This is a genomic window from Paenibacillus athensensis (genome assembly GCF_004514475.2).
In the GTDB taxonomy this organism is placed as follows: Bacteria; Bacillota; Bacilli; order Paenibacillales; family NBRC-103111; genus Paenibacillus_AL; species Paenibacillus_AL athensensis.
Map to the genome: position 1 here is coordinate 18,701 of NZ_MYFO02000005.1, position 24,720 is coordinate 43,420.

22 protein-coding genes are annotated in these 24,720 nt (G+C 58.7%); 5 read left to right on the forward strand and 17 right to left on the reverse strand.

From position 1 onward, the window contains the following. Positions 1-7: 7 nt before the first annotated feature. The 4 genes from zapA to B5M42_RS10760 form a co-directional block, all read right to left on the reverse strand. On the reverse strand, positions 8-2,320 hold the full coding sequence (zapA, locus tag B5M42_RS10745; protein WP_134754464.1) for a cell division protein ZapA: 2,313 nt from the start codon (positions 2,318-2,320) through the stop codon (positions 8-10). A gap of 94 nt (positions 2,321-2,414) precedes the next feature. Continuing rightward, positions 2,415-4,856 (reverse strand): phenylalanine--tRNA ligase subunit beta, encoded by a 2,442-nt coding sequence (pheT, locus tag B5M42_RS10750; protein ID WP_134754466.1) that lies wholly within the window; start codon positions 4,854-4,856, stop codon positions 2,415-2,417. Between the two features lie 27 nt (positions 4,857-4,883). After that, the gene (gene pheS / locus B5M42_RS10755) at positions 4,884-5,918 is read right to left on the reverse strand and encodes a phenylalanine--tRNA ligase subunit alpha (RefSeq protein ID WP_134754468.1); all 1,035 of its coding nucleotides are present in this window, start codon (positions 5,916-5,918) and stop codon (positions 4,884-4,886) included. Between the two features lie 450 nt (positions 5,919-6,368). Next, a complete protein-coding gene (locus tag B5M42_RS10760) occupies positions 6,369-7,640 on the reverse strand; it encodes an APC family permease (RefSeq protein ID WP_230632850.1) in 1,272 nt (423 codons plus the stop codon). Positions 7,641-8,007: 367 nt separating this feature from the next. Here B5M42_RS10760 and B5M42_RS10765 point away from each other — a divergent pair, with 367 nt between their 5' ends. Next, on the forward strand, positions 8,008-10,086 hold the full coding sequence (locus B5M42_RS10765) for a glycosyl hydrolase (protein WP_134754470.1): 2,079 nt from the start codon (positions 8,008-8,010) through the stop codon (positions 10,084-10,086). Here B5M42_RS10765 and B5M42_RS10770 read toward each other — a convergent pair. The 12 genes from B5M42_RS10770 to pxpB form a co-directional block, all read right to left on the reverse strand. Beyond that, the gene (locus tag B5M42_RS10770) at positions 10,083-10,343 is read right to left on the reverse strand and encodes a hypothetical protein (protein ID WP_134754471.1); all 261 of its coding nucleotides are present in this window, start codon (positions 10,341-10,343) and stop codon (positions 10,083-10,085) included. The two genes, B5M42_RS10765 and B5M42_RS10770, sit on opposite strands and share 4 nt — an antisense overlap. A gap of 122 nt (positions 10,344-10,465) precedes the next feature. Next, positions 10,466-10,651: a hypothetical protein gene (locus B5M42_RS10775; protein WP_134754473.1), complete on the reverse strand. Its 186-nt coding sequence runs from the start codon at positions 10,649-10,651 to the stop codon at positions 10,466-10,468. Positions 10,652-10,753: 102 nt separating this feature from the next. Continuing rightward, a complete protein-coding gene (locus B5M42_RS10780) occupies positions 10,754-12,421 on the reverse strand; it encodes a copper resistance CopC/CopD family protein (protein WP_134754475.1) in 1,668 nt (555 codons plus the stop codon). A gap of 24 nt (positions 12,422-12,445) precedes the next feature. Further along, positions 12,446-12,850: a DUF2203 domain-containing protein gene (locus tag B5M42_RS10785; RefSeq protein ID WP_134754477.1), complete on the reverse strand. Its 405-nt coding sequence runs from the start codon at positions 12,848-12,850 to the stop codon at positions 12,446-12,448. 148 nt (positions 12,851-12,998) lie between these two features. Then, positions 12,999-13,586 carry a nickel-responsive transcriptional regulator NikR gene (gene nikR, locus B5M42_RS25310; protein WP_167690040.1) on the reverse strand — a complete coding sequence of 196 codons (588 nt, stop codon included), beginning with the start codon at positions 13,584-13,586 and terminating at the stop codon, positions 12,999-13,001. Between the two features lie 220 nt (positions 13,587-13,806). Further along, the gene (locus tag B5M42_RS10795; RefSeq protein WP_230632851.1) at positions 13,807-15,555 is read right to left on the reverse strand and encodes a diguanylate cyclase; all 1,749 of its coding nucleotides are present in this window, start codon (positions 15,553-15,555) and stop codon (positions 13,807-13,809) included. Positions 15,556-15,575: 20 nt separating this feature from the next. Continuing rightward, on the reverse strand, positions 15,576-15,953 hold the full coding sequence (locus tag B5M42_RS10800; RefSeq protein WP_134754481.1) for a response regulator: 378 nt from the start codon (positions 15,951-15,953) through the stop codon (positions 15,576-15,578). Positions 15,954-16,043: 90 nt separating this feature from the next. Beyond that, the gene (locus B5M42_RS10805) at positions 16,044-16,451 is read right to left on the reverse strand and encodes a gamma-glutamylcyclotransferase family protein (protein ID WP_134754483.1); all 408 of its coding nucleotides are present in this window, start codon (positions 16,449-16,451) and stop codon (positions 16,044-16,046) included. A gap of 169 nt (positions 16,452-16,620) precedes the next feature. Next, entirely contained in the window at positions 16,621-16,908 is a 288-nt protein-coding gene (locus B5M42_RS10810) for a CD3324 family protein (RefSeq protein WP_134754485.1), read from the reverse strand. A 738-nt stretch (positions 16,909-17,646) separates the two neighbouring features. Further along, complete coding sequence (locus B5M42_RS10815) at positions 17,647-18,405, reverse strand: LamB/YcsF family protein (RefSeq protein WP_134754487.1); 759 nt, start codon at positions 18,403-18,405, stop codon at positions 17,647-17,649. A 534-nt stretch (positions 18,406-18,939) separates the two neighbouring features. Then, on the reverse strand, positions 18,940-20,010 hold the full coding sequence (locus B5M42_RS10820; RefSeq protein WP_134754489.1) for a 5-oxoprolinase subunit C family protein: 1,071 nt from the start codon (positions 20,008-20,010) through the stop codon (positions 18,940-18,942). Beyond that, positions 20,000-20,749 carry a 5-oxoprolinase subunit PxpB gene (gene pxpB / locus B5M42_RS10825; protein ID WP_134754491.1) on the reverse strand — a complete coding sequence of 250 codons (750 nt, stop codon included), beginning with the start codon at positions 20,747-20,749 and terminating at the stop codon, positions 20,000-20,002. The genes B5M42_RS10820 and pxpB overlap by 11 nt, the downstream gene beginning before the upstream one ends. Positions 20,750-20,874: 125 nt before the next feature. Between pxpB and B5M42_RS10830 the strand changes: the two genes are divergently transcribed. Beyond that, a complete protein-coding gene (locus tag B5M42_RS10830; protein ID WP_134754493.1) occupies positions 20,875-21,195 on the forward strand; it encodes a YbjQ family protein in 321 nt (106 codons plus the stop codon). Beyond that, positions 21,192-21,437 carry an HD family phosphohydrolase gene (locus tag B5M42_RS10835; RefSeq protein ID WP_209280740.1) on the forward strand — a complete coding sequence of 82 codons (246 nt, stop codon included), beginning with the start codon at positions 21,192-21,194 and terminating at the stop codon, positions 21,435-21,437. The genes B5M42_RS10830 and B5M42_RS10835 overlap by 4 nt, the downstream gene beginning before the upstream one ends. A gap of 216 nt (positions 21,438-21,653) precedes the next feature. On the opposite strand, the gene B5M42_RS10840 is transcribed toward B5M42_RS10835, so the two are convergent. Continuing rightward, positions 21,654-23,270: a bifunctional metallophosphatase/5'-nucleotidase gene (locus tag B5M42_RS10840; protein ID WP_134754495.1), complete on the reverse strand. Its 1,617-nt coding sequence runs from the start codon at positions 23,268-23,270 to the stop codon at positions 21,654-21,656. 152 nt (positions 23,271-23,422) lie between these two features. Between B5M42_RS10840 and B5M42_RS10845 the strand changes: the two genes are divergently transcribed. Together B5M42_RS10845 and B5M42_RS10850 are read left to right on the forward strand one after the other, a co-directional pair. Then, complete coding sequence (locus B5M42_RS10845; protein WP_134754497.1) at positions 23,423-24,343, forward strand: phosphate/phosphite/phosphonate ABC transporter substrate-binding protein; 921 nt, start codon at positions 23,423-23,425, stop codon at positions 24,341-24,343. 128 nt (positions 24,344-24,471) lie between these two features. Further along, positions 24,472-24,699, forward strand: coding sequence for a hypothetical protein (locus B5M42_RS10850; RefSeq protein ID WP_134754499.1), 228 nt, complete (start codon positions 24,472-24,474; stop codon positions 24,697-24,699). The last annotated feature ends 21 nt before the right edge of the window (positions 24,700-24,720 follow it).

Consider the following 24,720-nt stretch of genomic DNA (forward strand, 5'->3'; position numbering starts at 1 on the left):
GTCACCGCTACCTGCCCGGCCCGTCTGCTTCAACCAGTTGAATCCACTCGTTGTACTCGGCTTGCAGCTTGGCGTATTCCTCGCGAAGCTCCTGATGCTCTTCCTGCACGCGGGCCAGCTCGCGTTGCAGCGCTTCATCCTGCAAAATTTGCTGCAGCAGCTCTTCTTTTTCCGTGCGGGCGTGCTCTTGCCATTCCTCTTTTTCTTCCAGATGCTTGTACTCCAGCTCGTCTTTTTCGGAACGATGCCGCTCGACCAGCGCCTGCTGCTCCACTTGGTATTGCTGGATCAAGAGCTCGCGGTCTTGCTGCTGCTTTTTGAGAACGGTTTGCATCTGCTCCTGGTACTGCAGGCGCAGTACTTCGATACGGCGCTCCAGCTCCTGCTCCAGCGCAACCTTTTGCTGCTCCAGTTGGGCCTGCAGCGCCTCGTTCACACCAACCATCTGCTCGGCGGCTTGCGCCTGCCGGCGTTGAGCGACTTCACGCTCTTGCTCGGCCTGCGTCCGCTGGCGAATCGCAGCTTCACGCTCCTGGGCGGCTTGCTCCCACCGGCGCAGCGCAGCGTCGCGTTCCTGCTCCGCTTGCTCGCGGCCACGTACCGCCGCATCACGCTCTTGCTCCATGCGCACTGTCGCTTGCTTGGCTGCTTCGCGTTCTTCCTCCACACGCGCTGCTGCCTGCTTCGCTGCTTCAAGCTTCTGCTCTGCCCGCGCTACCGCCTGCTTCGCCTCTTCACGCTCCTGCTCCGCCAGCGTTACCGCCTGCTTCGCCGCTTCGCGCTCCTGCTCCGCCTGCGCTGCTGCTCGCTTCGCCTCTTCGCGCTCCTGCTCTGCCAGCATTACCGCCTGCTTCGCCTCTTCACGCTTCTGCTCCGCCTGCGCCGCCGCTCGCTTCGCGTCTTCGCGGTCTCGGACCGCAGCTTCGCGTTCCTCTTCCGCTTGCTCGCGCCCGCGTACTGCTGCTTCCCATTCCTGTTCGGCTAACGCCGCAGCAGCTCGCTGCTGCTCCAGCTCCTCTGTACGCTCCACCAGCACCACTTGCTGCGCATCATGCTCGGCTTTCAACTCACCCAGTAGTTGCTCCGCCTGCTCGCGGCCACGCATCGCTGCTTCCCACTCCTGCTCCGCCTGCGCTGCTGCTCGTTTCGCCTCTTCGCGCTCCTGCTCCGCCTGCGCCGCCTCTCGCTTCGCTTCTTCGCGGTCTCGGACCGCCTGCGCTGCCGCCTGCTTCGCCTCTTCACGCTCCTGCTCCGCCTGCGCCGCCTCTCGCTTCGCTTCTTCGCGCTTCTGCTCCGCCTGCGCCACCGCCTGCTTCGCCTCTTCGCGCTCCTGCTCCGCCTGCGCTGCCGCACGCTTCGCCTCTTCGCGCTCCTGCTCCGCCTGCGCTGCCGCTCGCTTCGCCTCTTCACGCTCCTGCTCCGCCTGCGCCACCGCTCGCTTCGCCTCTTCACGCTCCTGCTCTGCCCGCGCCGCCGCACGCTTCGCTTCTTCGCGGTCTCGGACCGCCGCTTCGCGTTCCTCTTCCGCTTGCTCGCGCCCGCGTACTGCTGCTTCCCATTCCTGTTCGGCTAACGCCGCAGCAGCTCGCTGCTGCTCCAACTCCTCTGTACGCTCCACCAGCACCATTTGCTGCGCTTCATGCTCGGCTTTCAACTCACCCAGTAGTTGCTCCGCCTGTTCGCGACCACGCATCGCTGCTTCCCGCTCCTGCTCCGCCCGCGCTGCCGCCTGCTTCGCCTCTTCGCGCTCCTGCTCCACCTGCGCTGCCGCCTGCTTCGCCTCTTCACGCTCCTGCTCCGCTCGCACCGCCGCACGTTTCGCCTCTTCCCGCTCCTGCTCCGCCCGCGCTGCTGCCTGCATCGCCTCTTCCCGCTCCTGCTCTGCCCGTACCGCCGCACGTTTCGCCTCTTCGCGCTCCTGCTCCGCCTGCGCCGCAGTGGCCCGCAGCTGCTCCAGCTCGGCCGTACGCTCGCCGAGCACCGCTTGCTGCGCTTCATGCTCCGCCTTCAGCTCACTCATCGCCTGCTGCAGCACGGCGTAGTCCGCCAGCGCCGCTTCCTGACGCTGCAGCTCTGCCTTCATCTGCTCCATCGCCGTGTTGCTGCGGAAGCACTCGTCGGCCATATTGACTGCCGACAGCACGGCAATCCGCTGCGAATCGAGCCGCGGATAGCTTTTGGCAATGGTAAACATCTGTTCATTCACATAATCGGCTACACGCTTGGTGTACCCGATAGTCGCGCCTTTTCCGGCGACAAGCTTATATTGACTTCCATATATGTCAACGACAACTTTCGTTTTTTCGTGTTCGCTGCTCACGTGGGGTTCCTCCCTCAGATGAAAAGGCTGGTCCTATCGAAACTAAATTCGATAAGACCAGCCTTGATTCCTGCTGCATATTCACGAAAATGCGCTATTTTCTCAGCTCTGCCGCGTATTTGCCAGCCAGCTCGGATACAACGTTCGCGTGCAGCGCAGTCACTTCCTCATCCTGCAGCGTACGGTCGGCATGACGGTAGATCAGCGCAAACGCGACGCTTTTTTTGCTAGCGCCCAGACGCTCCCCGGTGTAGATGTCAAATACCTGAATGGACTCCAGCAAGTCGCCGGCCACCTCGCGGATCGACTGCTCCATCGCCCCAACCGGCACGGCGGCGTCCACAACTACAGCCAAATCGCGACCAATCGCCGGGTAACGCGGCAGCAGCTTGTAAGCAATGGCCCCGCTCGATGCTGCAATCAGCGGCTCCAGCTCCACTTCCAGCACATACGTGTCCTCCAGATCGCGAGCCTGCTGCAGCGCGGGATGCAGCTGCCCCACCCGGCCAATCACCGGCCCGTTCAGGAACAGCTCGGCCGTGCGGCCCGGATGGAAGCTTTGCGGCGTACCGGCCGCATATTCCAGACCTTCAATGCCCAAATAGCCGATTAAACGCTCAAAAATCCCCTTCAGGTCGAAAAAGTCGACGTTTTCGGCCTTTTGCGCCCAAGAAGCTTGGCGGCGTTTGCCCGTCAGCACAATCGACAGCAGCAGCTTTTCCTGCGGCAGCGTCGTAATTTGCGCTTCGTCCGTCACAAACACCTTGCCCGTTTCAAAAATCGCCACGTCGTCGTTATTGCGGTTGCGGTTGTAGCTAACGACCTCCAGCAAATGCGGCACCAGACTCGTGCGCAGCGTCGCCCGATCCTCGCTCATCGGCATCGCCAGCGCAATCGGTTTGGCTTCAGGGTACAAGCCCGGGAAGCCCGCCGTTTGATCCGGATGGGTAAACGAATACGTAATCACTTCATGCAAGCCGCTTTGCGTCAAAATATTGCGCACAATACGGCGCACGGCCTGCTCCTTGGTCAGCGAGCCTGGCGTCGTCACCCCGGTCATCAGCGTCGTCGGAATGTTGTCATACCCGTACAGGCGGGCCACTTCCTCGATCAAATCGACATCGCGGGAAATGTCGCCGCGGCGGCTTGGCACGTGCACGACCAAGCGGTTGTCGTCTTCCTTCACATAAGCAAAATGCAAACGGTCAAAAATCGCAATGACCTCGTCCAGCGTCAGCTCCGTGCCCAGATATCCGTTGATGCGGGCCAGCGACAGCGCGATGCGCGTCGACTTGGGATCGGCTGTAGCCGATTCGACGATACCCTCGGCAACCTGGCCTCCCGCCAGCTCAGCCATCAGCGCCGCGGCGCGGTTCAACGCCGGAAGCACCGCTTCGGGATTGACCTCCTTCTCAAAGCGCAGGCTCGCTTCCGAGCGCAGTCCGAGCTGGCGCGACGTTTTGCGGACCGAGCTGCCGGCAAAACGCGCCGATTCCAGCAAAATCCGTGTCGTGCCTTCCGTCACCTCGGAATTTTCCCCGCCCATCACCCCGGCCAGCGCTACAGGCTTCACACCGTCGGTGATCAGCAGCATGTGCGGCTCCAAGGTGCGCTCGACGCCGTCAAGCGTCACCAGCTTCTCACCGGCGGCAGCAAGACGCACGTCGATGCGGCCGTTATCCAGCTTGTCGGCGTCAAACGCATGCAGCGGCTGCCCGTATTCCAGCATCACGTAGTTCGTGATGTCTACAATGTTATTGATCGGGCGGATACCCGCCGCCATCAAACGGTTTTGCAGCCACAACGGCGAAGGGGCCAGACGTACGCCTTCAATCAGCCGCGCTGCATAATGCGTACACTGCTCAGCCGCCGTAATGCCTACGCCGATGCGCTCTGCCGCCAGTACGCCGGACGAACCCGCAGCCGCGAGCGCGCCCTCTGCGTCCGGCAGCTTGACGCCGCGACCGAGAATCGCCGCAATTTCGTAGGCTGCTCCCAGCATGCTCAGACAGTCCGAACGGTTCGGCGTCAGATCCAGCTCCAGCACCTTGTCGTCAATCGCCAATACGTCAAGAATCGAGCTGCCCACCGTCGTATCCGCAGGCAGCACCAGAATGCCCTCCTGAATTTCCTTGGGCAGCAGCTTGTCGTTGAGGCCCAGCTCCTTGGCCGAGCAGATCATGCCCTGCGATTCTACGCCGCGCAGCTTGGCGCGTTTGATGCGCAGGTCGCCCGGCAGCACGGCGCCAACGACGGCGACCGGAACCTTTTGGCCGGCATCGATATTTTTCGCTCCACACACGATTTGCAGGTCTTCGCCTTGGCCAACGTCGACGACGCACACGCTCAGCTTATCGGCGTCCGGGTGCTTTTCGCGGGATTTGACATAGCCGACAACAACGTCGGTTACTCCTTTATTGCGGTCTTCGACAATATCGACCTCGATGCCGCTGCGCGTCAGCTTTTCCGCCAGTTCTTCAGCCGTAAAGCCGTTTACGTCCACATACTCCGACAACCATCTATAGGATACTTTCATCGTTTCACTCCTCCGCTCTTTTGACCGCTATACGTGCAGGAACTGCTTCAGGAACCGCAGGTCGTTCGTATAGAAATGACGTATGTCTTCAATGCCGTATTTGATCAGCGCAATCCGCTCGGGCCCCATGCCGAAGGCAAAGCCGCTGTATTCGTTCGGGTCGTAGCCGGACATTTCCAGCACGCGCGGATGCACCATGCCGGAGCCGAGAATTTCGATCCAGCCCGTATGCTTGCACGTCCGGCAGCCGTTGCCGCCACACATCATGCACGACACGTCAACCTCGGCGCTAGGCTCAGTGAAAGGGAAAAAGCTCGGACGCAGACGGATTTCGGCGTCTGGGCCGTACAGCTCGCGCACGAATTGCAGCAGCGTGCCTTTGAGGTCGCTCATCCGAATATTGCGGTCGATGACCAAACCTTCGATTTGCGTAAATTGATGCGAATGCGTCGCATCGTCGTCGTCGCGGCGGTACACCTTGCCGGGGGATAAAATTTTGATCGGCGCCTTGCCCTTGCTCGCTTCCATCGTCCGCACCTGCACCGGGGACGTATGCGTGCGCATCAGAATCTCATCGGTAATGTAAAATGAATCCTGCATATCGCGCGCCGGGTGATCCTTGGGCAAATTCAGCGCCTCAAAGTTATAGTAATCCCGCTCCACCTCGGGTCCTTCAACAATCGTAAAGCCCATGCCGAGAAAAATATCCTCGATCTGCTGCACGACCTTATTGATCGCATGGACCGCGCCTTGCGGCGAAGGTCGTCCTGGCAGCGTCACGTCAATCGTTTCCGCCCGCAGTCGGTTCTCCGTTTCCTGCTGCTGATAAGCAGCCTGCTTTGCTTCAATCACCTCTTCAATCGCCGCGCGCACGTCGTTGGCGACTTGGCCGATCACCGGACGCTCCTCGGCGCTCAGCGCGCCCATGCCGCGCAAAATCTCCGTCAGCGGACCTTTTTTACCCAAATACTTGATTCTCAGCTCGTTAAGCTCCTGTTGGCTTTGCACGCCGCCCAGCTCCTGTAGCGCCTCCACCTTCAACGCTTCCAAACGCTCTTTCATGGATACCCCTCCTGAATCGTAATCTTCGCATATGCACGCAAAAAAGGCCTTCTCTCCCAAACAAGGGACGAGAAAGCCGTGGTACCACCCTAATTAGACTGCCGCTGCAGGCCAAAGCCGATCGGATATCCCGAACGAGCCCGCCGCTTGCTTGGCGCAAGTCTCACTTCATTGCGATAACGGATATGGAATCCGGTTCCCTCTACTGGAGCCGCTTCGGCGCTACTATTGAAGCAGCGGTCATCGGCCGTTCAAAGGACTGCTCAGGAGCGAACTTCAGCAGCCTGGTTCCTGGAAGACGGCTCTCAATCTCCGGCCCTCTCTCCCTGTCAGGAAGCACTGCGTACTCTTCTCCGTCAAAGCATTTTGCTTATATGCTAGGTTTACTGTGTATTATAGGCAAGTTGCGGAAAAGATGCAAGCGGCTAAGCGCTCCGATTGGGCCACAGTTCAGCTGCCGCTGCGTCCCGTTCTCCGCTCGCGCCCCCGCCGCCATCGCAAGTAAAGCCAGCAGGCGAGGCCAACCAGCAACGGAGCCAGCAAAAACTCGCGGGCAAACGGCGCAATCAGCAGACAGCACAGCGCAGCAAGCAGCGCCGACCAGCGGCCGGCCTTGTCGTGCCAGAGCAGCTTGACGCAAGCCAGCGAAGCGAGCACATACAAGCAGATGCCCAGCGTTGTGGGCAGCAAAATCAGCTTGTCGGCTCCCAGGCTCCGCCAGTAGCTGAGCAGCAGCTCGACGGCATTGGTCGCGAACAGGAACAGCCCGGTCCGGTAAGGAAAGCCCCGGCGGTTGACGCCGCCGAGCCAGCGCGGCAGCTGCCCCTCCGCTGCCAGTGCATGGCCGAGACGGGAGATGCTGGCCACGTAAACGTTCAACGTACCGAGACAAACAATGCAAGCGACAGCCGCAGTCGCAGCAGCGGCGCTAAAACCGATCGTGCGACTCATCAGCGCGGCGAGCGGAGCGTCCGTACCGGCCCCACTTCCGTACGTATGCGTGCCGATCGTCACAACCGCAAGCAGCGTATAGACCGCACCGATAAGAAATACGCTCGCCCACGTGCTCCGCAGCACGTCCCGCTGCGGATTGCGAAATTCAGGCACCAGATGCGTAATGCTTTCCCAGCCGAAAAAAGCCCAGAAAATCAACACGCAAGCCCTCCCCGCTCCCGCCGCTCCATGAGGAGCAAATGGCGTAAACGCCGACGGCTCAAGCCGTGGCAGCGCCAGCGCAATCGTCGCCACGAGCAGCAGCAGCACCGCTCCGCTAAGCAGAAGCGATACCCCGCCGCTCACCCGCATGCCCCCGAAATTACTGAGCAGCGCCGCCAGCAGGAACAGAAAAGCGATGCCAAAGCTCCAGCCGCTCGGCAGTCCAAACGCATGCGTCACATAAGCGGCCCCGGTCAGCCCCACAACCGTTTGCCCCGTCCCGACCCACACGATAAACCACCAGCCAGCCACCGCTCCCCACACCGGCCCGAACGCATGCCGAATCATCGTCGCCAGTCCGCCGAAATGGGCAAAACGCAACGCCAGCCGGGCAAACGTATACGCAACGGGAATGCTGAGCAGCGACAATAACAGCCACGAGAGGATCGAAGCAGGTCCAGCCACCTCTGCGGTGTAGCCGGGCAAAATCAAAATGCCGGAGCCAAGCACCGCTCCCATATATAACGCAATTCCTTGCAGCAGCGTAATGCTGCGCTGAGCCGTCACGTGGTTTTCCCCGCTTTCGTACTTCCCTCGTCTTGATCGCTCTTTTCAGTTCCAGCATACCGCAGCCGCAAGCCGCTTGACCATGCATTTTATGACGAATCGTATGCATTTGCCGACATTCGCGCCACCTCAATGATCCGAACACCGGGTTCTTTACATCGGATTGACAATTACAAAAATATAATCAATATAATAAATATACTTATTGATTAATAATATCGATTAAATGTATATTTATATTATGAAAACAGAAAGGAGGTTGTTTATGAAAACGTTATTAGACTAAGACAAGCGATAACGAGCCATAAGCCGGTATAGACTCGCCTTGTTTTTAAAGCGCTTACAAAAATCATGCTTAGGAGGAAAGATGATGATTAAACACGGACTGCGCCTATTTCTCGCTTTTGCCTGCTCGCTTGCTTTGCTTGTTTCCATGCTGACGGTCCCCGTCGCTCAAGCTGCTGCAAACCCTTACAAAACACTTGTAACGCCTGGAGCTTCCAACGAAGCGTTATCCCTGATTAGCTACATGGCTGACGTCTATGGCAAAAAAACGATCTCCGGTCAATACGGCAGCGATTGGGCCGACTGGGTCAAAAGCAAAACGGGTAAAACCCCGGCCATTCTCGGTCTCGATTTCATGGACATTACCCCGGTCCGGATCCAGAACGGAGCCAATTCCCAAGATGCCAACAAGGGGATTGACTGGTACAACAACAAAAAAGGCATCGTGACGATCAGCTGGCATTGGGACGCGCCAAAAAACGTGACCGGCGAATGGTACAAAGCCTTTTATACGAATGCAACATCCTTTGACGTCAACTACGCCATGAACAACCCAAGCTCCCAAGACTACCAGCTCCTTGTCCGGGATATCGACCTTGCTGCTGAACAGCTGAAAAAACTGCAAGCAGCCGGCGTGCCGGTGCTGTGGCGGCCGCTGCACGAAGCCGAAGGCGGCTGGTTCTGGTGGGGCGCCAAAGGGCCGGAGGCCTGCAAAAAGCTGTGGAAGCTCATGTTCGACCGTTTCCAGAACGTCCATCACCTGAACAACCTGATCTGGGTGTGGAACAGCTATGACTACGGCAACTCCGCCAACTGGTATCCAGGAGACAACTATGTGGATATTATTTCTTACGACTATCCGACAGACTTCCAGACCTGGAACAATTACCAGCGTATTTTCCCCAACAAGCTGAAAATGTTCGGCGTGGCTGAAAATAGCCAGCTCCCGAATCCCGACAATTTCAATAGCCAGCCTTGGTCCTATTTTGTGACTTGGGTAGATTTTGTGAAAAATAACAACTCCGAAGACTACGTTCGCAAAGTATATAACGACGCACGCACGGTTACTCTGGAATCGCTGCCTGATCTGAAAAATTACCCGCGCGGCACCGACAATCCCCCTTCCGCCAATCTGGCGCTGAACCACACAGCAACAGCCAGCTCGACCGACGACGCAGCTCGCGGAGCCGCCAATGCGTTTGACGGCAATCCGTCAACGCGCTGGTCGTCCGCCTACAACGATCCGCAATGGGTGAGCGTCGATCTGGGAGCAGTCAAATCGGTCAATAGCGTCAGTCTAAGCTGGGAAACGGCTTATGCCAAAGCGTTCCAGATTCAAGTGTCGTCCGACAATGCCAACTGGCAAACTGTTTATACGACGACTGTGGGCGCAGGGGGCACGCAAACGCTCAATTTCCCGGCAGCAAACGCTCGTTATATCCGAATGTACGGAACACAGCGCGCCACCCAATGGGGCTATTCGCTGTATGAATTCGAAGTGTATGGAGCAGCCAGCACACCGACACCAAGTCCGACAGCAACTCCGACTGCAACTCCGACGCCGACGCCAACTGCTACACCAACAGCTACGCCGACATCGACACCTACGCCTACACCAACGGCGACGCCAACCGCGACACCTACACCTACGCCAACGGCAACGCCAACCGCGACACCTACACCTACGCCAACGGGTACGCCAGTTTCAGGCGGGTTGACGCTGCGCTCGTTCGACGGCAGCACTAATGCAACCAATAACAGCGTGTATCCGCGCTTCAAGCTGACCAATACCGGCAGCTCGGCGGTTTCGCTTTCCGATGTCAAAATCCGTTATTACTTCACGAAAGACGGGGGTCCGTCCCTCCAATTTGCCTGTGATTGGTCCAGCGGCAGCTGTTCGTCGACAACAGGCGCTTTTAGTTCGATGGCCGCTCCGACCGCAAGCGCAGATACGTATCTGGAAGTCGGCTTTACAAGCAGCGCCGGAACCTTGGGCGCCGGTCAGACCCTGGAGGTTCAATGCCGCTTTAATAAATCCGATTGGTCGAATTTCACACGAACCAACGATTACTCCTTCCTTGCCGGCGCAACTGGTTATACGGACTGGAACCATATTACCGTATACCGACAAGGCACATTGGTTTACGGGCTCCAGCCCTAGGTTTCTTCCTCCCCTTTGATTACAAAAGCTTCCATTCCACTGCTGTGGGTGGAAGCTTTTGTATAACTAACTATATCGTTTAAGCTTCTTTCAACATCCGTTATGTTATAAATAATAAATTCCAAACTCTGAATGACTCCGGTCTTACCGCCAAACATTTCACACAAAGAGGAATAATTGGGTTGACCTCTATTAAATATTTGTATTAAACCTGCAATAAGTTCTTCAAAAGAGCTCTCTGCAAATTTTTCTTTCAATAAAAGGTATCTCCCGAAAGCGCTACTTTCCTTCTTTCCTACAAAAAAAGCCCGGCTGCCGCACTCAAGCTAATCTTGAGCACGAAAACCGGGCTGCCGCTTCGCAGACGCCAAGCAGCTGTTTATTTCAAGGCGTTGCGCACCTGCTGGAGCGCATCGATCAGTTCGTCAATTTCCTGCTCCTGCAAGCGAACAGTTACATAAGCAGGCGCAATGCCTCCGTCGTTCACCTCAAGCAGCGCCGTCCGATCCTTCTCGTCCAGCTTGACAGTAAAATGGTCCCGCTCCAATACGGACTTCCAAACCATGCAACCTTCTCCTTTCATTTACCTGATCAACTATCAGGCATACCAATCATTTACGCTGTGAAAAGTCTACGGCCTGAACAGCAGGCCCTAGCCCATCTACTACTAATATACAAGAAAGGACTCCTTGTAGACCTTTTCATTATCCTCGCTGTCCATAATTCGCACCTCGGCCGTCCAATGACCGCGCAGGGATAAGTATTCGCCCGAAGCCTGATAAGCAAAAGGTACAAAACCGCCGTACGTCTCGACCTGCACACCGTCCGCATCCTCGGCAGCGGGCTCCAGCGGCACCTGAATCGGCGCTACCGACGCATTGTCTTCATAGTGCAAAATCAGCTGCACCTGCTTAGGCTTGCCCGACTTCTCCGGCATCCAGACCTCGGTTTCAAACGTGTTCGTACCGGGTGCCCGCGGAGTAATATCCGTTGACATATGCTGTGTCTCCCCCATCACATGCCAGCGCAAGGGCTCATTGGCGGGAATCGGCGCCATATACGTAATCAGACCGACCAGTACGATAATGATCGCCATGAGCGTCAGATCGAGCTTGAACCAGAAATTGAGCTGCTTTTCACGCCGCTTGTACATCGCCAGCCGCAGCAAGCCGCCCGTCAGCAAGACCAACACGACTGCGCCGATTTTGATCAGCATCAGCTTGCCCCACAGCGTATACAGCAAATAGCGCGGCGACGGTAAAAAAAGCAGGATCGACGCCGCTCCGCTGACGATCAGCACCACAATCGACCACAGCGCCATCCGCGAAAACGGCCGGAGCAGCGCGGCTGCCGCCTGCGGGCTGCTTTTGCGCTGCACCGCGAGCAACAGCAGACCGCCGGCCCAAAGCGCCCCTGCGAGCAGGTGCACCGCGTCCAGGGCGATGGTGGCTGCCTGCGGGGTGAACGAGGTAGCATGGCCGCTGAAGCATTTGGCCGCTACCAGCAGCACGGCCCAAACGAGGTCGAGCACGGCGCTGCGGCCCACGACGACAAAGCCGACGAGCGACAGCACCAGCAGCGCTAGCCAGCTGATCCCGACGCTTGTCGCCGTAAACAGCTGCACCAGCTCGCCAAACCCGCCGCCCCCGAGCAAATCCTCGGTGTGCGTAAAAATCAAAAACAGCAGCGCCACCACGTGCGCGCGCTGTAAATTCAGCGTCCAGGCGGCCAGCTCGCGCCGGGACGACGCGCCTCCGCCGCCCGGCAGGCGGAGCCAGATCACCCAGCCGCCCAGCAGCAGGACGGCTGCATACCAGAGCGCGCGCGCCATGTACTGCAGCAGCTCCGCCAGCGTGAGCTGCTGCCCCGAGGCGCCGTGCGCATGCGTCGGCTGCCCGGTGAGCACGGGCGCCTCGGCCGACGGCGGCGGGTTGCCCACGGTCAGCGGATAACTGCCGCTGACCGGATGCCCGTCCGCCGAAATCACATGATAGCTGATCACGTAGATGCCTTCGGCAAGCTTGGGCAGCGCCAGCTCAATGCCATTGTGCGTTGCGCTCATCGCCGCTTTGGCGCTGACCGCTTCCTTGCCTTTTTGATCAAAAACTTTCAAGTAAAACAGGCCGTCGTCCAGCCGTTCGTTAAAGGTTAACGTTATTCGTTCTGGTGCTGTCGCCAGCTTGCTGTTCGGGGCCGGCTGCGTATCCACAAGAAACGCGTGCGCCGAAGCAGACTGCGGCAAAGCGCCGGCTGTATAGACGAGCAGCAGCAGAAGCCCTGCAAACAGCGGCAGCAAACGCTGCAATTGCCGCTTGAGTATTGATTTGCTTGCCATAATCAGGTCAGGCTCCTTATCGGGCTAGTCCACGAGCGGCTTGCGCCCGGCAAAACCATCGTGGCGGTTATGATAGTAACGAATCCGGTCCTCGCCTTGCCGCCAGCACAGCAATACCTCTTGCCCGTCCAGCAGAGCGGGGAAATCGACGAGACCGATGTCGATGTCCTTCAGCTCGATGCCTTGCCCATGAATGCTTTGAATATGACCTCGCGCCTCAATCTGAATGAATTCAAGCTCGGCCTCCATCATAAAAAACGGGTCCGCCTCGCTGCTCCCGCCGCTTTGCCCCCGCCGTTCCTTCTGGCGGCGCAGCTCCAAGTAGCTTTCCTCGAACCGGCGCTTCAGCTCCTGCAAGGCGCGCAATTCACGGTCAATCGACGGCAGCAGCCCATTGGCTTCCTCCAGTGTAAAATACTTGGCAGACATCTTCGACACCTCCTCTTCCCCTTTTATTGTAACAAAAATGGAAATCAACTTCTAATTTCACGCACGTCCGGCCCTCGTCGCCGTTAGCCTCACGGCTCCCTCCGTAAGCATGGCGCTAGTAACAACAGTCTTCGCTGCGAGCAGCGCTTCAGCCATTCTCCGGCTCCGGCTTGCCCCCTTCAGCAGCATGTTCATGCTCATGAGCGTGCTTGTGCACGTGTACGTGATCCTGCTCATACCCGTGCTTATGCGCGTGCATCTGGCCATGCTCATGCCCGTGATCGTGCCCGTGCTCATGCCCTTCGCCGGCCGTTCCCGGCTCGTCCACATGCGTCACGGACAGCTCGGCGTAGCTGACGCCCCGCAGTACCTGAATCCGCTGCTGCAGCTCGCGCAGCTGGTGGACCTTGCCGCGGACAACGAGAATTTCCAGACATTGCGCGTGATTCAAATGAATATGCATCGTCGAAATGATTTCCTGATGGTAGTCGTGCTGCAGCTCCATCAGCGTCATCGGCAGCTCGCGAACATGATGATCGTATACCATAACGATCGTTCCCGCGACTGTCCCCTCCGGCTGCAGCGAGCTGGATGCAAGCAACGCCTTGCGGGCCAGATCGCGAATCGCTTCCGAGCGATTGTCATAGCCTTGCAGCGCGATCAAGCGATCGTACTGATCGATCAACGATTGCGGCATCGAAATGCCAAAGCGGACCAAAGCGTCCTTGTCATTCATCGCGATACTCTCCTTCCCGAGTGCCGTCCGACCGTATAAGCAACGTGGACTTCCTTCCGTCTTTGTCTACTGTATCAAAACTTCGCACCGCGGAAAACCGTTCCCGCTCAAAAAGCGCTCCCGCCACCCGGCTGCCGACACCATTCGGTCAAATTCACTCCAAACCGGCTCATCACAAAAAAAAGCCGCAGACGCTTGCTGCACGTCCCGGCTTCGTAACCTACAATTTCATCAAACGACGCACGCGCATCTCCAACTCGACGAGTGAAAACGGCTTTGTCATATAATCGTCGGCTCCCAGCCGGAAGCCTTTGACCAGATCGTCTTCCTTGCGCTTGGCCGACAGCATCAGCACCTTCATCTCGCCAAGCGCCGCTTCCGATTTGATATGCTCCAGCAGGCTGAAGCCGTCCAGACGCGGCATCACGCCATCGAGAATACAAGCGTCAAAGGATCCGCGGGCCAATAGCTCCACCGCTTCGTCGCCGTCGGCAGCCTCCACGATGTCGATGGGCAAATGCTCCAGCTTCCCGATCACAATGGAACGCAGAATCTGATCGTCGTCGACAATCAGCAGACGCTTGCGCGGTTCGGCAGCCAGCGTCAGCACAGACGCATGATTCTCCAGACCAGCCGCCACATCCAATATGCTCAGCACGCGGTTGCGTCCCTGCTGCTTGGCCTGATACATCGCTTCGTCGGCGTCGCGCGTCCATTCGCTAACCGCCATTCCGCTTTTCCAAGGAGCAATGCCCGCCGAGAACGTGACAAAAAAAGATTGACCCTCGTGCTTGGCGACCGGCTGGCTGCGCACCTTGTCCAAGACCGCCTGCACCATCGTTTGCGCCTGCTCCGCCGTCGTATTCGGCAGGGCAATGACAAACTCCTCGCCGCCGAAACGGGCCAGCAGATCCGTCGAACGGAAATTGGTTTGCAGCACGTGCGCCAAGCCCTGCAGCACCAAATCGCCAACGTGGTGGCCGTAGTTGTCGTTGATGCTTTTGAAGCGGTCGATATCGATAAACACCAGCGACATCGGCGAGGTAAAACGCTCCGCGCGCTGCAGCTCAATGCCGATCTGCAAATCGAAATACCGCCGGTTGAACACGCCGGTCAACGCGTCGCGGAAGGCCAATTGCTCGAAATTTTTGGCCCGCTTGAGCAGCCCGTAAATGCGCGCCGCCAGCTCGTCGTACTGGAACGGCTTGGTGACATAATCGTCTGCGCCAAGATGGAAGCAGCGCACCTTGTCGCCCAAATCGTTGCGGCCGGATAATACAATCAGCGGCAGCCACTTGAGCGTAGGATCGTCCTTGAGAAAATCAAACAGCTCATACCCCGACTGCGGGTGCATCATTAGATCAAGAATCACCAGATCGTAGTCGTGCTCGCGCAAAAGACGGCGCGCCGTATCCACGTCGGACGCTTCATCCACCACGCATTCGTCTAGCTGCAGCCGCCTAAGCATGTACGAGCGCAGCACCTCGTCGTCGTCAACCAGCAGCAGCCGCACCTTGAGCGAGCCCAGTAGCGACCCGCCGGCAGGGTGCTGCTGTTGATCCATCTGCAGCTCAGTCCGGCTGATCTCGAATTCCAAAGCCATCCGCTCCAGCGCCCCCGGCGTTTCGTTGAGACTGGCACGCAGCGGCGAAAGCGCAGCAATATCCGCTTCCTCGCCGCCGCCCGCTTGCGTCCATTCCCACATGCGGACGACTTCCTCGGCCAGCTTGCCGATGCGCGTATAACCGAAAATGGGCGCACTGCCCTTTAGCGTATGTACGATCCGATACAGCCGCATATAATCGCCGGCCTCGGACGTCCGGACAAGGCGTTCCATCAGCTCTCGAAGCTCCTTAATTTGCTTCTCCAGCTCGCGAATAAACAGCTTGCGTCCCTGCTGCATAATGCGCGCGTCTTTGTCCCGCTCTTCCCTGGAAAGGATTTGCTTCTCTGGATTGCTGTCGCTCATGTTTACCTACACCCTTTGCATTAAGGAAGTTGAAGCAGCTGCCTGACATTCTCCACCAGCTGCAGCGGACTGAACGGCTTGACGATATACGTCGTTACGCCAGCCTCTTTGGCTTTCTCCTTGTCCTTGTCGAGCGCCTTGGCCGTCAACAGCACCACGGGCACGTCTTTGTTCGGATTGTCGCTGCTCCGCAGCCATTCGCACACTTCGACTCCGGTTTGCTCGGGCATCATATAATCAAGAATAAGCAAATCGAACCGTTCGGCGTTCAAAAAATCGATTGCCTGCTGACCGTCTTCGGCCTCCGTAATATGGAAGCCTTCATCCGACAGCGTCTCCGTCAACAAAAACCGCAGCGCCATCTCGTCGTCGGCCAATAATATTTTCAGTTCAGCCATGCCGAATCTCCTTCATCTGTCTACTTCGCCAATTATACCATTTCAGCCTGCGGCACGAAACGGGCAATCCGCTTAATAAGACGAAAAATATTAGGGAAGTTGTCCCTCGCGTTGCGCCCGATGCTCGCGCCAGGAGCCGCTGGCAATCTGTGGGAGCCCCCGCACGTCGGCGCCTATATAAATCCAGCCTTCCTTGCCGCTGTCGCCGGCGTCGACGACCCGAACCCGCTCGTATTCATTCTCCCGGCCGGGACCGTAATAGCCCTCCAGCACATCCATTGCCCGCAGTCCCGCCTTCGAGACCTCCAGCCATTCGCCGACCACAACCGGGAGCGGTCCGGCCTCGGCTTCCCCGCACAACGTCAGCTTGGGATAAGGCCCGTAATCATATAAACGTCCGTACACGGCTCCCGGTTGCACCGACTTCACAAATGGCGACGCGACGCGATAATTGCTTTCTCCCGTCAGCAGCGTTCCATACACAAACACAGCTTCCATAGCCCCCATCACTCCTTGAATTGATTGTACTACAGCCCCTTGACGCGGAATAGAGGCTTGAGGTTGATTGTGGATCAAGAAGCATCCGCGGACAGGCGCAATCCTGCTGGCCGGGCTTTACGCACATACCACGACACACAAAAAAAGCAGCAACCTCGCGGTCGCCGCTTTATGCCTGACTTGCCGTTAATTCCCGGGTTTTGACGATAATTTTGCGGATGCTGTCTTCGGACAAGTGGAACGCCTGAATCAGCTCCATCACCGTCGAGCCGTTCTGATAAAGGCGGAAAATTTCACGATTGCGGCGCTCGATCACGAGCCGCGTCCCGTTATTTTCGCCCCAGCCGGCGCGTTTCTGCTCTTTTTTCGGAATGTATATGATTTCGCCTTGAATGTATTCCTGCAATTGTTTCAATAGGCTAGGGGGAAGAACGTCCTTGCCGTTCTTGTAACTCATGGATGAAAACCTCCTCGAATATGTGGTTGCTGTTATGACCAGTACCTACCGCCGCGAGTGCTTTCATCGCCCCTACACCTCCTATCATTGTGGAAAAATTGGAATAAAAAAAACACGATAACGTATCGTGCCTGTCGCATGTATATGTATTTGTCCATACAGTACCAGGTGAACGGTTATTCCACGAATGATATTCAGTTAAGAGACGAGCACCTCTGCGGCGGCCGCGTTTGCAATAATCATTGTGTTCATGTCTGACACTCCTTTCACCGTTAATGGATTAGAGACTCGGATTGCTTGCGTGCTAATTTTCATTATATGGAAAAAGCTTCTCGCTGTCTATACGCCGGTTCAAAAAATATGGACGGAGGCCTTGCGGCCCCCGTGTTAACGACGGTCCCCGCTTACGCGGAGACCACCTCCGCTGTTGTAATCAATTTGACCACTCCTTTCCTTGAGACTGAGCCGGCCGGCTACACTTCTATTTACGCATATCGCAGCGGCCCCTCTCAAGTGAAAGAACGACTATAACGATTTTGTATTCATGGCTGCGTCTTCACGCCGCCCGTCCGCATCGGGAAACGATTTGATTATGCGCGGTGCTAAAACCCGGCGCTGCGGGCAGCGGCTCCAGGCAGCTCCGAGAAGCTTGAGCGCTCGGAACAACGCCTCTGCCTGCTGGTCGCGCTTGCGATGTCGGCTACAATGCCGACGTTTATGACGGCGTTTATAGCAGCGTCAGCCCAGCGGCCGCACAGCGATGCCGCATTGCGCGAGCGCGGCGCGGATATCGCGCGCAAACTCCACAGCGTGCGCGCCGTCGCCGTGCACGCACACCGTCTCGGCCGCCAGCGGCACTTCCTCTCCGTCCACGGAGAGGACCGCGCCTTGGCGGACGAGACGTTCGACCTGCGCCGCAGCCTCGGCGGCGCTGGCAATCAGCGAGCGCGGCTGGTCGCGCGGCGTCAACGAGCCGTCCGCCCGATACGTGCGGTCGGCAAACGCTTCGCCGGCCGTGCGCAGGCCGGCGGCGGCTCCCGCCCGCAGCAGCTCGCTGCCGGGCGGACCGTACAGCGTCAGCTCCGCGCCAACGCTGACGACTGCAGCCGCAACCGCCGCGGCCAGATCATGGCGCTTTGCCGCCATGTGATACAGCGCGCCGTGCGGCTTGACATGCTGCAGGCTGCCGCCTTCGGCACGGACGAAAGCCTGCAGCGCCCCGAGCTGATACAACGTCAGCTCGTAGGCCTCAGCCGGCGTGATCGCCAGCTCGCGCCGGCCGAAGCCCTGCAGATCGGGCAGGCCCGGATGGGCGCCGATCTGCACGCCTTTGCGCAGGCACAGCTGCACTGTGCGGCGCATCGTCGCCGGATCGCCGGCATGAAAGCCGCAGGCGATATTGGCCGAGCTGACATAGTCCAGCAGCTCTTCGTCGCGGCCAAGCCGATATTGGCCGAAGCTTTCGCCCATATCGCAGTTCAAATCTATCGATAACATCAAAAAGTCCCTCGCTTTCTCAAGCTTCTCCGACGGCAAGCCACAGGCAGCCACCCTCCTAGCTTCTGCCAGTAGCTCCTGCTACTGCTACATGCCAACAGTCCATCACTCTCACTTCACGCCAGCGCCCTCCTGCTCCGACCTTCTGCCAGTAGCCCCTGCTACTGCTTCCTACCAACAATCCACCGCTCTCACTTCACGCCAGCGCTTGCCACGCTCCGACCTTCTGCCAGCAGCCCCTGCTACTGCTTCCTGCCAACAATCCAACGCTCTCACTTCACACCACGTTTGCTTGCTCCGACCTTCTGCCAGTAGCCCCTGCTACTGCTTCCTACCAACAATCCACCGCTCTCACTTCACGCCAGCGCTTGTCTGCTCCGACCTTCTGCCAGCAGCCCCTACTACTGCTTCCTGCCAACAATCCACCGCTCTCACTTCACGCCAGCGCTTGCCTGCTCCGACCTTCTGCCAGCAGCCCTACTACTACTTCCTGCCAACAATCCACCGCTCTCACTTCACGCTAAAGCCTTCCCGCTAAAGCCCTCCCGCTCCAGCCTCCTGCGCCCTTGCCCGCACAGCCGCGGCCAGCATGCGCAGGTCCAGCTCACGCAGCAGCAGCGCTTCCTGCGCTTCCCGCAGGCTGACTTCGCGAAAATAAACGGTGTCGCCAGGCTTCAACTGCGCAAGCAGCGGCAGGTCGGCGTCGATCACATGCGCCAGCCGCGGATAGCCGCCCGTCGTCTGACAGTCCGCCGCCAAAATAATCGGCTGCCCGTCCGGCGGAATTTGCACAGTCCCCGGCGCGACCGCCTCGGAGAGCATCTCCGCGTCCGCGCCGGGCGCAAGCGCCAGCGGCGTCCCTTGCAGCCGGCAGCCCATCCGGTCCGACTGCGGCGCGACCCGGTAGCCCGAACGGCGCCACGCGTCCACGCTTGCCGCCGTAAACAGGCCGGCCTCACGGCCCGGCAGCACCCGCAGCTCGGGTGCTTCGCCGTACGCCGGCCAAATCCGGGCGCTTGCGGCCCAGCTGGCCGCCGCCAGCGCCGCGCCTGCGCGCCAGGCCGAGGTCCCGGCCAGCGCGCCCGCAAGCCGCCGGCTCACGGCTCCCGCCGGCGCGGCCTGCACGGCGTCGCCGGCCACAAGCGGCCGACCGGCGACGCCGCCGAGGGCAGCCCGCACATACGTGCTCCGGCTGCCCAAAACCGGCTCGGCAGCAACGCCGCCGCCGAGCGCCACATACGCGCGGCTGCCAGCAAAGCCGCCGCGAAAACGCAGCTGCGTCCCGGCGCGCAGCAGGAACGGTCGCCACAGCGGTGCCGCTTCGGCCACTGCGGCCGCTGCGGCGCCGCCCGGCGGCACGGCTTCCACCCGGCAGCCGATGCCGCAAATCGCCAGCAGCACGTCTTCGCCCGCGCACAGCTCAGGTCCGAGCAGCGTCAGCTCCAGTGCCGCCGCCTGCGGCTCGTTGCCGACCAGCGCGTTGGCGACGCGGTACGCAAATCGGTCCATCGCTCCGGAGACGACAACGCCGTATTTGCGCGCCCCCCATCGTCCGCCGTCCTGCACAGTCGTCCAAAGACCGGGCTTTTGCACCTCAATACTCATCTGGAGCTTCCTCCCCGTTCGTGGAGCTTTGTTCGGCAAATTGCGCCGGTGTAATCGGTATGAAACGCACGCGGTCTCCGGCTTCCAGCAGCGACGGCGCGGCGGCGCGGGGAAGAAACAACGCCAGCGGCGTCCGGCCGATCAGGTTCCAGCCGCCCGGCGTCGCCAGCGGATAAACGCCGGTCTGGCTGCCGCCGATCCCGACGGAGCCCGGCTCGATGCGCGTGCGCGGCGTGGAACGGCGCGGCGTCGCCAGCTTGTCCGGTAAGCCGCCCAAATAAGCGAAGCCCGGAGCAAAACCGATCATATACACCGGATACTCGCAGCCGCTGTGCAGGGCGACGACCTCCTGCTCGGTCAGTCCGTGAACAGCCGCCACCTCCGGCAAATCCGGCCCGTATTCGCCACCATAGCAGACCGGCAGCTTGACCAGTCGGCCCGGCGCCGGGCCGTCATCCGCCGCCTCCCGCTCAAAGGCGTCAAGTAATTCCCGCACGTACGCTTCCGCCAGCTCGCAGGGCAGCGCGGAGCGGTCTGCAGCTTCGTACAATACCCACGGATCGTAGAAAATCGTCAAGGCTGCATAAGCCGAGGATTGTTCAATCATGCCGGGAAAACGGCGTTCTTCTATATAAGCGGCAAGTCGGCGCACCCGCTCCTGAAGCCCGGGAGCAATGACCTCTCCCAAGCGCACCGTCAGCGCCGAATCGCCAAGCGGATAAAGCTCAAATGTGCTCATACGGCTGCCTCTGCCGTTAATTTCATCGTCATCGCGAAACCTCCGTGTATCGTTTGGCGTATAAGTGGTATCACCAGAACCCTCCCGGCATCCGCGAGGGCCTGGCCAAAGGAGCTGTTTATAACATGATCGTAGCGACTACTGAAGGCATCGCCGGTTATGAGGTTACTGAGGTATTGGGCAGCACGTTCGGCGTCGTTGTGCGGGCGCGCGGCATCGGCGGCGATATTCTCGCTTCGCTGAAGGGGCTTGTCGGCGGCGAAGTTACGCAATACACGCAAATGGTCGAGGACGGCCGTCGTCAGGCAATGGACCGCATGGTCAAAAACGCCGCCGCTATGGGCGCTGACGCAATCGTCATGATGCGTTTCGACAGCGGCGACATCGGCCAGAACATGAGCGAAATTGTCGCTTACGGCACTGCCGTCCGCGTGCGCAAGTTATGATGCATTTGCTGCCTGTCCTGCTGTTTTACGGGCTTTGGGCGGCGGGCTTCATCGTGCTGCTGGTGCTCAGCTGGGTCGTATACGACAAGCGCTACAAAAGCCGCGACGGAGGCAACGCCTCCAAACCGTCCAACGGCTTTGTGGAAACGACAGAAGTATTTCTCGATCCGAAAGACGGCCTCCGCTACCGCGTCTATTACAACCCGCGAACCGGAGACCGTGAATACGTGCTCGAAAAGTAATCCCGATCCGCCGCGTCGCGCGAGACGCAAACGGCCGGCCGCCCGTCGAAGCTTGTGACGGTGCGGGCGGCTTTTTTCGAGCGCCTGCCGACATGCCGCTTCACTCATCGCCCGTACAAATGCCTATGATAAGCTTTGGAAAATACCTTTCAGGCGATTGGCTGTCGAAGGATCGGCACATTACTCAAGCATTACTTCAAACATCGCTTCCAGCGTTTACTTCAGTTCCTCCGGCTCGGCCACAACCTCCCAGTTATGATCGACGCGCGCTTCGATAACGCCGCGCTCCATGATGTAAGCAGCAATCAGCTCGGACATATCCGTTGGAATGTCGCGAATGACAGGTTTGTTTTTGAACATCAGGAAATTCCCCCCGCCTCCGGCACGGTAATTGTTCATCACCACGTCAAACTCGGCATCCGGATCGATGGGACGGCCGCGGTACAGCAGCTTGTCGACGCGCTGCCCGAACGGGCGGGCGATATTGAGCCGATATTCGATGCCTTCCCACATATCATAGTTGTAGTGCTGCGGCTTGGGCTCGGCAAACCGCGGATTGACGCGGATCGAACCGTCCCCGGCCAGCTCGAAATAAGCCGCCGATTGCTCCAGCGCCGCCCGGATGTCGCGGCCGGAAATGCGGATGACCTTGAGCGTATTCGGATAAATGTAGTTGGATACGATATCGCGCATCGTAATCTGCTCGGGAAAGCCCGGCGAGCGGTTGTCGAACAACGCCGTATTGGAAATGTCCGCTCCGGACAACTCCATCTGGACGCGGTTGATAAATTCGATCAGCGCGTTATCCTTGAGGCGGATTTGCAGCGGATCGGTTACGCGCATATTGCCCGTCAAGCGGCCGATCGGCTGGTCGAGCCATGCCTGCGTGCGCGCTTCATAAGGCGCTGCAAGCTGCATAATCTCCGCGTCCGCTTCCGCTCCCGCCGCCGGCAGCAGCTCGGTCGTCCTTCCGACGACGCGCCAGGCTCCATCCGGCTCTGTCCGCGCCAGCTGCAGCTGCGCTTTGCCGAGATACGCGCCTTGGCTGGCCGGCTGCACAATCGCCACGCCGTTCAGCTCAACGCCGGCCAGACTGCGGTGCTGATGCCCGGTTAGCAGCACGTCGATCCCCGGCACCTCCATGCACAGCCGATAGCCCTGATTCTCGCCGGTTTGCGGCTCGGTCGGCTCGCCGCTTGCCAAATCGCGCTCGAAGCCCCCGTGGTAGGCGACGGCGACGACATCGACGCGCTCCTGCTCGCGCAGCACTGGCACCCACGTTTGCGCCGCCTCCACTGCGTCGATGAACCGCAAGCCGCGAATGTGATCGGGATTCTCCCAATTCGGAATATATGGCGTCGTCAAGCCCAGCAAGCCGACCCGTACCCCCTCCGGCAGCTCCCGCACGATATAGGGCGTACCGAACAGCGGCTCGCCTGTCGTTTCGTCGACAACCGTCGCGCTCAGCCACGGAAAGCGGGATTCGCCGACGGCCTTGCGCAGCGCGTCCAGCCCGTAGTTGAACTCGTGGTTGCCCAGCACCGCGGCGTCGCATTTCAATTCGTTCAACCCCAGCACCAGCGGGTTCACCGGCTCGTTGCAAAGCCGCGCGTGATGATAGGCCAGCGGCGTTCCTTGAATCAAATCTCCGTTGTCCACGTAGATGGCGTGCGGCTGGCGCGCCCGCTCCAGACGCAGCAGCGTGGCGATTTTGGCCAGTCCCAGCTCCTGCGGCCGATTGTCGGCATAATGGATCGGCAGCATCGCGCCGTGTACATCGCTCGTTTCCAGGAAGGTGACCGTGCACGCCGTTACCGTTGTCCACTCCTTCATAGCAACCTCCTCCGCTTCCCTGCTCTATATTTTCCAGTGTACATAAACAACCTGCGATTCACAAATACTTCACATGATCCTCCCTATGCCCCGTGACGGAGCTGCATATAAAAGGTTGTTCAATTCATGATTAACGGAGGTTGTATACAACGATGCTTAACAAGCTTACCGCTATCGGCCTCACCCTGATTCTCGGGGCCGGACTTGCCGCTGCAGGCTGCGCCAAAAAGGAAGCTGCCGAAGGCGGCTACGCGCCCAAGGAGCTGAAGGTCCAGTTCGTACCGTCGCAAAACGCGGAAACCCTGGAGGCCAAAGCCAAGCCGCTGGAAAATCTGCTCAAGGACAAGCTTGGCATTCCGGTCAAGGTCAGCGTGTCAACGAACTATAATACCATCGTTGAGGCGATGGCGTCCAAGCAGGTGGATGTCGGCTTCCTGCCGCCAACCGCCTACGTTCAGGCCAAGGAAAAAGGCGCGGCCGAGGTCATTTTGCAGGCTCAGCGCTTTGGCATCAATCCGGCCAACGGCGAAAACACAACGGATCTGGTCGACTTTTACCGGGCCATGATTGTGGTCAAAGCCGATTCTCCGCTCAAGGAGCTCAAGGACCTGAAGGGCAAAACGATCGCTTGGCAGGACGTTACCTCGTCGGCAGGCTACGTCTGGCCGGCGGCGGAAATGAAAAAAGCAGGCGTCGACCCGGATAAGGACGTCAAGGGGATCACAGTCAAAGGGCATGACAAAGGCATCATGTCGGTGCTGGACGGCGATACCGACGCGGCGGCGGTTTTTGAAGATGCGCGCAATACGGTGAAAAAAGACGTGCCGGACGTGTTCAGCAAAGTTCGCGTGCTTTACTATACGCAGCCGATTCCAAACGATACGATTTCTGTCCGCGCGGATATGAGCAAGGAATGGATCGCCAAGCTGCAAAATGCGTTTATCGATATCGCCAAATCCGAAGAAGGCAGAAAAATCGTGCAGGACGTGTACTCGCACCAAGGTTATGTCGTTTCCGACGACACAAAATTCGATATTGTCCGCGAATACGGCAAAGCCGTCGGCGGTAAATAAGCTTGATTGGACGGCAAATGCGTCCTTCTCCGGCCTCCTCGGGTCGGGGATTTTTGCCATTTTTTTTGGTTTTGTGTAACGAATACTCACCTGAACTTGTCATAGTATAGTAGAGAGGTGAATATTTGATGTTTGAATGGCTCATCATTTGTAAAGAAAAGGTCAGGATCACTTGTGGGAATCACAGTATGGTTGGAACCATTTCGAGTTATTACAAAGCCTTCCAGCTCATCAAAATCAACAACGTGCTGATCCCGATCGAACACATCCGCGAGATTGAGGTGCTCAGCGAATCGCAGGACGAAACCGTTGCAGCGCCTGCCGGCAAACGGCAATTGGCAAAAGCGTACAAATAGCCCCAGACTCCCCCCGTATTC